General features: G+C 47.3%; 8 protein-coding genes. 3 read left to right on the top strand and 5 right to left on the bottom strand.

Annotated elements, in window-relative coordinates; genetic code table 11:
* Positions 1 to 2691: dockerin type I domain-containing protein (locus JGK22_RS30615; RefSeq protein ID WP_293314384.1), on the bottom strand; the 2691-nt coding region annotated here is incomplete at its 3' end.
* Positions 2692 to 3220: 529 nt separating this feature from the next.
* Positions 3221 to 3427 (bottom strand): hypothetical protein, encoded by a 207-nt coding sequence (locus JGK22_RS30620; RefSeq protein WP_293203577.1) that lies wholly within the window; start codon positions 3425 to 3427, stop codon positions 3221 to 3223.
* A 377-nt stretch (positions 3428 to 3804) separates the two neighbouring features.
* Here JGK22_RS30620 and JGK22_RS30625 point away from each other — a divergent pair, with 377 nt between their 5' ends.
* Positions 3805 to 4995 (top strand): site-2 protease family protein, encoded by a 1191-nt coding sequence (locus JGK22_RS30625; RefSeq protein ID WP_293208727.1) that lies wholly within the window; start codon positions 3805 to 3807, stop codon positions 4993 to 4995.
* 45 nt (positions 4996 to 5040) lie between these two features.
* Complete coding sequence (locus JGK22_RS30630; protein WP_293220602.1) at positions 5041 to 5742, top strand: PEP-CTERM sorting domain-containing protein; 702 nt, start codon at positions 5041 to 5043, stop codon at positions 5740 to 5742.
* 117 nt (positions 5743 to 5859) lie between these two features.
* Here JGK22_RS30630 and JGK22_RS30635 read toward each other — a convergent pair whose 3' ends face one another.
* The 3 genes from JGK22_RS30635 to JGK22_RS30645 form a co-directional block, all read right to left on the bottom strand.
* Positions 5860 to 8052, bottom strand: coding sequence for an iron uptake porin (locus JGK22_RS30635; protein ID WP_293186920.1), 2193 nt, complete (start codon positions 8050 to 8052; stop codon positions 5860 to 5862).
* A 291-nt stretch (positions 8053 to 8343) separates the two neighbouring features.
* Positions 8344 to 9990: an HD domain-containing phosphohydrolase gene (locus JGK22_RS30640; RefSeq protein WP_293186921.1), complete on the bottom strand. Its 1647-nt coding sequence runs from the start codon at positions 9988 to 9990 to the stop codon at positions 8344 to 8346.
* A gap of 445 nt (positions 9991 to 10435) precedes the next feature.
* Positions 10436 to 10717, bottom strand: coding sequence for a 4a-hydroxytetrahydrobiopterin dehydratase (locus JGK22_RS30645; RefSeq protein WP_293186922.1), 282 nt, complete (start codon positions 10715 to 10717; stop codon positions 10436 to 10438).
* Positions 10718 to 10843: 126 nt separating this feature from the next.
* Between JGK22_RS30645 and JGK22_RS30650 the strand changes: the two genes are divergently transcribed.
* A complete protein-coding gene (locus tag JGK22_RS30650) occupies positions 10844 to 10978 on the top strand; it encodes a hypothetical protein (RefSeq protein ID WP_293193883.1) in 135 nt (44 codons plus the stop codon).
* The last annotated feature ends 528 nt before the right edge of the window (positions 10979 to 11506 follow it).

The raw sequence follows: 11506 nt of genomic DNA on the forward strand, positions 1-11506 counted from the left end.
CTTGCGCCCATCACTGCTAACCGCAATCTGGCGCAGTCCTGACGTAGCATTAACTGAGATAGTCCGAACAACTTCGTTATAGCTTGGCGAGTCAGGATTAACATCCAGGACATAAATGCTACCCCGCCCTGAGTCCGCGACGTAAGCATAATTATCCCAAGGGTCAATAGATATCGCCCCAGGAGATGCACCACTGGGCAAAATAATATCATCGACAGCCGGTGTCGAAGCATCAACATCAACCGGACGCCGCGCCAGCAAATCCACCATCGCCACCCGCCCCGTCCTCTCCAAAGGTACATAGGCGCGAGTCGCATTACTGGTCACAGCTAACAATCCCGGACGGTCTAAGGTTGTCCCTACCGCTGTCCCCGGTATCCCCACCGATAAATCCTTGGGAGGCTTCTGTTGCGGGTTCGACGGACTCTGAACTGAACTGAGAGCGTCGATTACCTGAATTTTGTCACTATTCCGCTGTGCCACCAGTATCAAATCAGAAAATACAGGCTTTAACTGGAGGTCTTCAAAACTCGAACGTTTAACCACCGAGGCATCAACAGGGCCAGGGCCAAAACGCTCTTTCTGCTGCCGCGACAGCACAATTTCCGACTCGCCCAAAGGTACGCTAATCGGAGCTTTTACCGCCACTTTATAGCGGTTTTCTCCCAGGGAACTACTGAGTCCCGGTACAACAGTGCCTGAGTAGCTCTTACCGGACACCTTGAAGTCAACATTCAAATCCCCGAAACTCGCACCCAGATTGCCGTTGAGTCCATTGAGGAAATTGCTGCCTGTTAAGAATATCACAGGTTCGCTGTTGGAGAACTCCAGTTGGACCGACTCCAGCGACGGCGGTTCGAGGGGAACTGCTAGCCCAGTGTCCGGGCCAGAGAGAAATGCTGAGACTGTAGGAACTCCTTGTGTATTCAGTTGTACCTGAGCGGTAGTGACGACAGTTTCCCCAACTTTGGGAATTCCGATTATTTCCAGTGGCTGGTTTGAAGATTGGGCTAAGTAAGTTAATAGTGATGTTGTTGCCTCGAATTGATTTTCTGTGGCTGCGACTGCACCAATTCCACTCGTTTTTGCTCCTAAATAACTATTCTCAAAGTTAAGGTTAGTCGAAAGGTTAATTAGTCCTGAATTAGCTTTTGTGCTGGCGTTAACAATTGAACTGACTGATGGCATTCCTGCGGGCAATAATCCAATTGTATAAGTACCGCTCTCTGTCACGCCTGGAAAGGGTGGGGAAGTGGTGCGGATGTAGCCGTCTGCACCTACTACTCCTGATTCTTGTATCAGCCAAGTTTCGTTCCAGCTATCAGCCCCAGTCGGTAGCGACCCCTTCCGCATGAATAAAACTTCGGTGCCGATTGGTACGCCAACTGGGGCTGGAATTGCCAACTGGACTGGTATCTTCAAGGGGGTGTTGCCCAATTCCAAATTGAAGCCCCCAGCAAACTCCATGCTATCGGGGAATGGTAGTGGTAGTGAAGTGCTGCTAAGTGGCGTTATGTTAACTGTTGTATCTTGAGTTAAGGCAGTAGGAGCTACCATTATTTTTGAGCCGTCGCTGCCTTGCACTACTCCGCCATCAACTCCTAAAGTAGCAGGGCCTATCAAAGGCTTTTCTACGCGCACTGGAACTACCTTTTCTGCTGCTCCATCGATGACGGTGACGCTGGCAATTCCTTCACCTACAGCAGTAATTACGCCGTCTGAATTTACTTGCAATACATTGGGGTTACTGACGAAGTAGCGAGTGCCAGTAGAGCCGAATTTGAGGTCTGGAGAGTCGGTAAGTCCTTGAATTTCTACCAGTAAGGAGCGCTTTACTCCTGTTGTTAATGTTACTGCTTGCGGGTAAACATCCAAACCGTAAATCTCTGCTAGTAGGGCGTTCCATTCGTCATCGTTGGCAGGAATTGGCAGTTCGCCTATTCGTGCCGCAGTCACGGCTTGAATGTTGTTGCGAGATGCTGTAAAAATTGAGGTTCCGTTGGCTAATCCTGTGATTTTTCCGAAGGGGTCAATGGGTGCTATTTCTGGATTTAATGATGTGTATGTTAAGTAAGAATCTGGCAGCACTACGCCTTTTTGGTCGGCGAAGTCTCCCAGCACAACTAATTTTGTATTGTCTCCTGGATAAAGCTGAGGGTTGCGATTGGCGAAGTCTAAGGAAAGTAGCGGGGCTCCGCTGACGTTGACTGTTACTTTTGCTGGTATTCCACTGTTATAGCCGTCGCTGGCTATGAAGTCAAAGCTGGCGATGCCTGAGAATCCGGGTGTGGGTTTGAAGGTTGCTGTTTTGGTAATGGGATCGAATTTTACAGTACCGTTAATTGGGTTGAGCGTGTTGTAGGAGATGGGGTCGTTTTCGGGGTCTGTTGCTTTACCGATTAAGGGTATGATTGTCTCCAATTCTGCATGGGTGTTGGTTGAGAATGGGGAGGTGACTGGTGGTTTGTTGGTGATGAAGCCGAAGTTGTTGTTGAGGAGAGTTTGGTCTACTGAGTTGATGATTCCATCGCGGTTGAGGTCTAGGTTAATTGTATAATTGGGGTCTGTTGCTGTGCTGCCTAGAGCGTTATCTAGCAGTTGTCTGTCTGTTATATCAATTCGGCCGTCGCTGTTGATGTCGCCTGCTATGTTTAGTTTGAGAGTGTATGCGCTACTTGATGCGCTGTTCAAGTTAAGCAGGTTTAAGCCTGATTTTTTGATGGCAAATAGGGAGTAGTTACTGTTTGTATTGGTTGATGTGGAAATTGGTGTGAGTTTATCTATTTCGGGTAGTTCGGGGAGTTTTTGATTGTCTTTTGATTCTACTGAAATTCCAACGAGTACGGTGTCTGAATCTGTGGAATTGAGTTCGGAATTGGCGATGCTGAAGGTATATTGATTCGCTGAACCTGCTTCGTTATTACCTGATGCTGTTTTGGTTGTAAATGTGTAAGCGCCACCTAAGTCTGTAGGTACTTTGTTATTGGTTCCAGGCGGATCTATGGGGAGTATAATTGGGGGCGGCAGGGTATCAAAGGCTCCTTGAATGTTGGGCTAAGAGTGTTGGTGTTGGTGGTTGATACAAGCCCAAGGGGTCAAAGTCAATAATTGGCGGCAAGTCGCCATCGGGGATGGGGGAAGTTGGGCAAGTACCCGCACCGCTATCTGCAAAGAAATGTAAATTGCTCGTGTGGGCTAGGGTGTGATGAAATTTTTCCGCTCAGTCTGAAAAATCAAAACTTAAAAAACTCAGAGAGTTGAGAATCTGATGCAGCGCGTCATGGTCATCTCCACCACCAGGAATTATGGTGCTAGGATTGATAATTCGTTCGAGAATGAATGTTTTTCGCGGGCGACGAGTTTTTGGGGGAGAGTTCTCAACCCCTGTATTGTTGCGGACAGATAAGCTTTTTGAATGCCAGACCATATACTTAAGCCCCTGCGCTTAGTAACTCCAAGTGAAAACTCAGAAGTTTATATTGACTGCGAATCTAAAAATCAGTTAATTCAACATTAGCAGATAAATTTTGAGACGCAAGTTCTGAATACAATTGAATTATTTTCTTATGACCGATTAATACAAAGTGTAACATTCCCCTAAAACAAAATATAAATTGCTAGCTTTGTCAAACAAAGTTTTGCTGTGCATCCCAATGAGTGCAGGGTGAAGCATTCCGGCAGATAATTTATTAGTTATCAGGAGAGGCTGACTGCCGGAATGCTTCACCCCTACGGATATATTTACAAAAATGGAATGCTCCCAAAGTTTTGCTGTGCATCTGACAATTTACAACTCCCAACACTATGCAAAATGGTGAAAGATTTGCACGCATAGAAAGTCAAGAAAAATTGTGTCCCGACTTAATTGCTGATTGGGATCTATACCAAATAAGTGACACAAATCTTTATGGCCCTAAACTCAAATCAACGGTACAGTGGATACCGCACCCAGACGGCTATTGGATACTCCGCAACTCCGAAGGCGTAACTTGCTTGCAAGTTGACAATTCTGACAAAGAGGTAATGGAAGAATTGGGCTTCAAGCCGATCGGCGATATCGCAGACATCTATGACATTACTTTGGAGGATTTGCAATACTTGCTGCGGATGCTAGCTGAAACGGGAATGTTAGAGGGAACCCAACCTCCAAAACCACCCCAAAATAAATTCAACATTCAGCAATTATTGTCTTTCCAAATTCCCCTGTTGAATCCCGATGCTTGGCTAACTAAACATACGGGTAAACTCCGCTGGATCTGGACTTGGCAATTTGCCTTTTTTCTGGGTGTTTTAATCAGTGCTTCTCTGGCTGTGTGGCTGGCTTTGGCTGACGAGGTTTCTGCTTCCAATCAACAGGTTTGGGCTACAGGGGAAATTACAACTCTGTTAACATTTGTGCTACTGATTATGGTAGTAGTTTGTCTGCACGAATTAGGTCACGCTTTTACTTTGAAGCACTACGGTGGTGTTGTCCCAGAAATGGGGCTGCTGTTTTTGTGTTTGATACCGGGATGCTATACGGATACCACAGATCAGTATAGTTTAGTGAGGCGGAAGCAGCGCGTTTTGGTAGTAGCAGCAGGCGTGTTGGTGCAAGTGGCTATCTGGGCTTTATCGGTTTGGGTTTGGGTTTTGTCTAAGCCTAATTCTGGATGGCATCTTGCTAGCTATTTGCTGATGGTAGCTACGCTTGTCACTGTAGTTTTTAATCTCAACCCTTTGAATAAGTTTGATGGCTATTATTTGCTGGTTGCTTTGACTGGGATCAACAATTTGCGATCGAGGTCTTTTCAATTTTACGATCGTTTGCTGCGGCGAGAACAGATTTGGGAAGAACCTTCAGACTGCTGGACTTTGGCTGCTTATGCTCCTTTTAGCATAGCTTATACGGTCTGGGTTTTAGGTTATCTGTTGTCTGCTGTTGTTGATTGGGCGGTGCAAAATATGCCGACGTTTATCGATTTTTATAAGTTTAACTTGCTGTCTGGCAGTTAAACAAATAAGCGAGAAAGTTAAGTGATTATTTAGGAGTGTGTCGCCATGAATGGATATCAAAAGTTAGGATTAGCGGTTGTTTCTGGGGCTTTGGGTTTTTCTGCTTTCAATTCGATCGCAATTCCTGTACAAGCTGCTGTTCTCACGCAAACTTATACGGTTTCTTTGAAGCAGCAGCCAGTTAATAGTACGCTGAATGGGGTGTTTCCTAAGTTTAATTCGCTTTTGGGGACGCTGTTAAAGGCTTATGTTAAAGTTGAGTCAACGGTGAACAGTGATATCAGCATTGTTCCTGCTAGCAATTTTACTGGGACGGCGGTAACGAATGCTCAAATTGCTGTGAATTTACCGAGTTTAAAAGCTGACCCGAATTTGGTTTTGAGTTTGTTTGCAAATCCGCCGGAAATGAGTATTGAATCGGGGGCTGCGGGGGCTAGAGGTGGGAGTGCGAGTGGTATTGTTTCAAGGAGTTATAGTTCGCCACAGTACCTAAATATGTTTAGTGGGTGTGCTGGGGATTTAATTGCTGCTAGTATTGTGGCTATGGGTACTGTGAGAGTTTTAGGAACGCCTACAACGGTCACTTACGCGGGCACTGTCACGACTGACTCAAAGCTTACTCTCGCCTATGAGTACGAGTCTGAGTCTGAAACTGTGCCGGAACCTACTACGATCGCAGGTGTTGGTTTAGCTTTTGGCTTGGGGTGCTGGTGGAAGAGGAAGGTGGGGAAAAGGACTTTTAAATAAGATGAGCTGCATTTGTCCGCCACACAAAAAAGCCCTGCGACAAGCAGGGCTAATGTTAAATTATAGAGTTGTTAGCAGAGAGAGAATATGACTCTCCCTGCCTCTTAAAACGCACTCTTAGAACGTGAAAGTAGTTCTCAGAGTACCAATAATGATGTCGTCATTATTGCGGTCTTGATTCGGGTTGGTAATCCAAATGACGCCCGGAGTCACGGCAATGTTATCCGAGAGCTTGAACTTGTAGAAGCCTTCAAAGTGCCACGAAGTATCGTTGTTGAAGTTCCGCAAATTGCCAGGAGCCTCAAGTTTATCCAAGTAAGGCTCACGACCTACCACAAAGCCCAGCAAGTTGCCTTCTTTCCCTAAATCGGGCAAAGCCAAAGTGGCTGCGTAGTTCCAAATTCTCGCATCGCCGACGCCGAGAATACGAGCATTGGTTAAACCAGCCCAGCCCCCAATGATAAATCTCGGGCTGAGTCGGAACGAAGCCTCAGCACCGTAGGAGTTGCTGACAACTTTGCGAGCGCGGAAGCCGTCAAAGCCTTCGCTCAAACCGTTGATGGAATTAGCCACGCCCGTGCCTGTAAAACCGCCAAGTTTGTCTGGCCCGTTCCCCAAACCGTTGTCAAACCCGAAGTTACCTCTGCTAAAGTAACCGTGGTTGTAAGTGAGAGCAACTTGCAAGTTGCGTCCCGGGGTAAAAGTCAACTGCCCCATCGCTGCGTAATCGCCGTTGAACAAGCCTGCGCCCTTGGCGGGACTTGCCGGATTTGACGCCAAATATCCAAAGGACAGAGAAGTCGGGCCGAACACACCGCCCAGCAAGCCTCTGCCACCGAAGGCGTAATCGAAGCCGATACCAGCACCGCCACCTAGGCGATAAATTGGGTTGCTCTGACCGAAGGCGCTGAGGGAGCCATTACCGCCGTCAAAGTCTTCAAAGTAAGGGTTGACGGTAGGAATGAAATCGTTCCAAATACCGTTAGCGGCTTCAATGGTAACGTTCAACCGATTGCTAGCGGGGAACTTGTAAAGCAAGCTGCCCAAGTGAAAAACGTTGTCGGTTCTGCCAACTACGTTCCAGGTTTGAGTACCTTCGCTCGTCGCCCCCAAGTTAAAGTTTTGACCGTTGCCCACATCCAGTCTGGTGAGCAACAAGTCTCTGCCGGTGAAGCTCGTATTTAAATTGAGACGTACCCGCTGTTGGAAGACGGCTTCATTGTTACCCGTACCGACTCTTCTGTTGTCTCTGCCAAACAAGCCATCATTGCCACCAAAGTCGTCGCTGAGGGCAAAAATTGCTTCCCCAGTCAGTTTGGTAGTAGTTGAAAATTGGTTAGCTTCGAGTTCGGATGTGCGAGCTTCCAGAGCATCGACGCGGCCGCGCAAGGTTGCCAGTTCTGCTGCAAATTCTTCCTGGAGCCGTTGGAGGGCTGCCAAGTCGTCTTTTGTCGCTAAGTTGGTTGTACCTGCTTTAATTAGCTCGTTAACTTTGTCTAAGCAAGCGTTTAAACCGGCGGCAAATTCGTAGCGGGTCATTGCCCGGTTGCCGCGGAATGTGCCGTCTGGATACCCGGCAATACAGCCGTAGCGCTCGACTAGGGATTGCAGTGCTTGGAATGCCCAGTCTGTGGGCCGCACGTCGGAAAGTTGAGATACTGAGGTTACTTGAGCCTGAGTTTCGCCACCAGCACCTTCGCTGCTGTACTCGTTGACCTGTTCTAATGTGGCGGCTGGGTTTTGAGCTTGTGGTGCGACAGTTTGGGCTAGAGATTGGGCCGGAGAGGGCAAATTTTGTTGTGCCTGCTCTGCAACTGCCGGGGCAGTAGTTTCTAATTGAACTGCACTGATTTGCTCCTTGACAGCGGTAGCTGCTGGGGCTGGATTTTCTAGTCTGGCTGCCGCTGAATTTTCTACTGGTTGAGCGACTGTTGGCTCAACTGCTGCTAAAGATTCAGTTACAGGTTGTGATGCAGCTTCAAGATTTGTTGCTGCGGGGTCTGTGGTGGCGGAGGCGATCGCGCTGCCCGTTGCAGCAGGGCTGGCATCTGCAATCGCTGGCTTGGTTTCGCTGCCTGTTCCTTGGGAAATTTCTTCGACTGGCTTTAGTGCTGCGGTAGTTTCGTCAACAGCCGCTAAAGCATTAACTTTGGCTTCGGAGGCTTGGCCTGTTTCAGCTTGGGCAGCTTGAGGCTTGAGCGCATCAGCAGCTTGCTGAGCGTCTGCTGCCATCGCGCTCGAAGAAACTACTAGGGTAGCTCCTAAGACTGCTGGGCTGATTAGTAGGTAACTCCACAAAAATTTCGACATATTCACTCTCATCCTCACACCGATTACAGAGAAACTTTTCGAGTCTTCTATGTGGTCAGTAGTTGCTAAACTAGCATACTTTAAAAAGAGACCTAAAATTCACTTTTTCTTTTGATTTTTGGGGACTAACTGAGTGTATGGATGTGATTGGCTGCTGTCGGGTGCCTGTTTTTGACTAGGTACTCAACTGCCTCAAAACCTTACCATACTTGGACTTGGGATTGATTGGACTACTGACACATTAGGCGCTCGATAGCCTATTTACTTTTTAGCACAGCACGTCCGAATCGTCTATACTGATTCGACTTTTGCATCCAAACCGTGTCCTAGGACGCTAAAGACTCGGCGACGGTCGAACAGTTCTAATAAATCGGCGTTGATTTTGTTGTGAGCTGCTTCTTGCCGCAAAATTTTCATTGCTGCATCTGTTCGCAAAGCTCGTTTGTAGGGGCGATCGCCGGCTGTCAGGGCGTCATAAATATCGGCGATCGTCATCAATTGCGCTTGAATGGGGATTTCTGAGTCTGTTAGACCTCGTGGATAGCCTGTGCCGTCGAGTTTTTCATGGTGTCCGTAGGCTATTTGGGGAACATTTTTTAGATCCTTTGTCCACGGAATTTGGCTGAGAAATTCGTAAGTGTGAGTGACGTGAGATTCGATTGCCGATCGTTCTGTCGGCGTCAGGTTGCCCCTCGACACCATCAATTGCACGATTTCGTCTGGACTCAGCAGAGGTTTAATTGCCCCGTCTATATCTCTGTAAGTTTGCCGAGAAAGTTCTAGCAGTTGAGCTAGGGGTTCTTCTGCCAAAATGTGAGGTTCGTTGGCCTCTAGCAGGACTTCCCAATATTCTGCCAATCTGGTTTTTGCGTCTGCTAGCGCCGTGTCTAGCTGTTCTATTTCCTGGCATTTAGCGCACTCTGGCCCAGAGTCCGGGTGTTTTCGGTAAGCTGAATGCTCTAGCAAGTATTTGTATTTAGACTGGACGCATTCCATTTCCAGCGTCCGCTGAGCTAGGGCGAAACGGTGGCGAATGATTTCTAGCTGTGAGGGGTAGAGCTTTTTCTGCTTGGTCAAAACTGCTTCTGGTACTCCGATTTTGCCAAAATCGTGCAGCAGGGCGGCGTAGCGAATTTCTTGAATTTGACGGTTGTTAAAGTAAATAGAGCGCAGCCATCCATTGCTGACGGCGTTTACTTCTTCTGACAGGCGTACTGTCAGGGCTGCGACTCGTTCTGAATGGCCGAAGGTACATGGATCTCGGGCTTCTATGACTTGCACGCTTGCTTTGACGAAGCCCTCGAACAAGTGTTCTATGCTTTCTTGGAGTTGATTGCGCTCGATCGAGATTGCTGCTTGAGAAGCGAGCGATCGAACTATCCTTTCTTCCCACTCGGAATACTGCTGCGTCGATTCCCAGGCATTCTCTGCCGTCAGCACCTCATCTGCCTTTTTTTTGCGGTTGATCAGTTGCAGTACGCCTATTGTCTCGCCCTGTCGGTTTTGCATCGGCAACACCATTACCGAGCAAGTGCGGTAATTAATATCCCTGTCAAAACTCGTATCTAGCTGGTAGGGTACATCGGGAGGCAAGTCATAGGCATCAGACAGGTTCAAACTTTGACCTGTAATTGCCACGTATCCCGCCAAGCTTTTGTCTGTCAGCGGCAGGGCAAACTCCTTAAACGACAGTCTGGGTTTAGAACCATTTTGAGCTACCTTGAACAGCAACTTAGATTTCTCGTCGCTGTGATCTACTAAATAAACGCTGCCCGCATCGCTGTAGGTGATTTCCCGGCTTTTGGATAAAATCAAGTTTAACAACCCGCCCAAATCGGGGGCGCTAGAGAGCGCCGCGCCAATATCCAAAAGCTTTTCTATCAGTTCTGTTCTTTGAGCAGATTCGTTCAAGAACTCTGGCCTTTCAAATACGATCATGGTCGGAGGATGGCGAATAGCCTTTAATACATTGGACTTGTTGCATCTCGACTTTCTCACACCCGATTTTAACCCAGAGTCGATATTTTCTTTTGAGCGGGCTTTCTGCTCTTGGGACTGTCGCTAGATGCAGTGGCGGCTAGGAAAATGAGAACTCTTGTGACGCTCCCACACTAATTGCAAGCAATATAGTTTGGGCATCTGAGTCCTGTAAAGGATATCTAGATCTTCCTTCGAGATACTCCAAACTGTTTCTCTCTACGGCGTTTTATAGTGAGGAACACGTCCAGCCCCACTGTGGTTCAATGATATCAAAGATTGTCGATTTCGGCGGTGATGGCTTCCGAGCCCTACGGGATTGGTCAACCATCCCACCTCAATCAACTTGGCTTTCATCCCACCCCAATCTGTAAACAATATGGGGTGGGGATTCCCGCCTAACTAGCTAATTTAGCGCAGAAATCTCTTGGGCTAGCGCCATGTCTTTCTCAGTTAAGCCTCCGGCATCGTGAGTTGTCAAGTTAACTGTTACTTGGTTATAGGAGATTTCTATGTCGGGGTGATGTCCTGCCGCTTCTGAGGGGGCGACCAACTTATTCACAAAGGCGATCGCGCCGATAAAATCTTTAAATAAACGGGTACACCGCAGTTGCTTACCTTCCACCGTCCAGCCCGATAATTGACTGGCGCGCTCTTGAATTTCAGTATCGTTAAGTAGATCTGCCATAATTTTTTTTATTTTGGGATAAGCTTTTTGGGAGATTAACAGCCCACCTGTCAACAGTTGACAGTTGACAGTTGACAGTTGACAGTTTAAGAGCGACCTCTACCCTTAAGTCCGAGGATTGGAGTAATGAATAGTCTGATTTTAATTTCTCCCGAGCAGGGTTCCGACTTTCAACCAATTATTTCTGGTCAAAAATCCGACCAAAAACTATCCGCTCTCACCAATAGTATTGAGGCTCAAGTTTTAATACTTAAGATTTAACACTATTTGAGGTGAGAGCGGTCTAGCGGGTCTTCAGATTAGAACCTGACTGCCGGGAGAATCCCTAGCTGAGCCTGGTTCCCGATGGAATTCGTTTCCAGTTGGAAACGACGGCTGACTGCTAGTGAGCGGCCCCGGCGCACAGCCGGTAGTTTCCAATCTGATGACCCATGCATTTACTACTTTCTATCATGGGCATCACCTCCAGGATTAGCTAAATGGCTTCATATTTGAACGCACCTCACCCAAATACAAGATCTGGTGTGAGGATTTGTGCGCTAGCCCTTGCCAGCGTAACCGAAAGAACCTGCGTTCTGAGTATCATTTCAGTAGTCACAATGATTAGAATAACACAAGGAATTAGAAGTGGGGGGATGCAAATTAATATTTTTGCAAGATGAGGGCAAATTACTGACGTATCGAGGTTTTCGATCGGTATGCCTCTAATCATTAATTTATTGGACAAGACTGGACAATGCGTACATGGCGATCCATAATACTAATATGGCAAAGTACGTGAAACCAAAT

The organism is Microcoleus sp. PH2017_08_TRC_O_A (assembly GCF_020738665.1).
In the GTDB taxonomy this organism is placed as follows: Bacteria; Cyanobacteriota; Cyanobacteriia; order Cyanobacteriales; family Microcoleaceae; genus Microcoleus.

Bases quoted from the DNA above. Each gene is read 5' to 3' on its own strand.
- JGK22_RS30630 (WP_293220602.1), top strand. From the start codon at position 5,041: ATGAATGGATATCAAAAGTTAGGATTAGCGGTTGTTTCTGGGGCTTTG.
- JGK22_RS30640 (WP_293186921.1), bottom strand. From the start codon at position 9,990: ATGATCGTATTTGAAAGGCCAGAGTTCTTGAACGAATCTGCTCAAAGA.
- JGK22_RS30620 (WP_293203577.1), bottom strand. From the start codon at position 3,427: ATGGTCTGGCATTCAAAAAGCTTATCTGTCCGCAACAATACAGGGGTT.
- JGK22_RS30625 (WP_293208727.1), top strand. From the start codon at position 3,805: ATGCAAAATGGTGAAAGATTTGCACGCATAGAAAGTCAAGAAAAATTG.
- JGK22_RS30635 (WP_293186920.1), bottom strand. From the start codon at position 8,052: ATGTCGAAATTTTTGTGGAGTTACCTACTAATCAGCCCAGCAGTCTTA.
- JGK22_RS30650 (WP_293193883.1), top strand. From the start codon at position 10,844: ATGAATAGTCTGATTTTAATTTCTCCCGAGCAGGGTTCCGACTTTCAA.
- JGK22_RS30645 (WP_293186922.1), bottom strand. From the start codon at position 10,717: ATGGCAGATCTACTTAACGATACTGAAATTCAAGAGCGCGCCAGTCAA.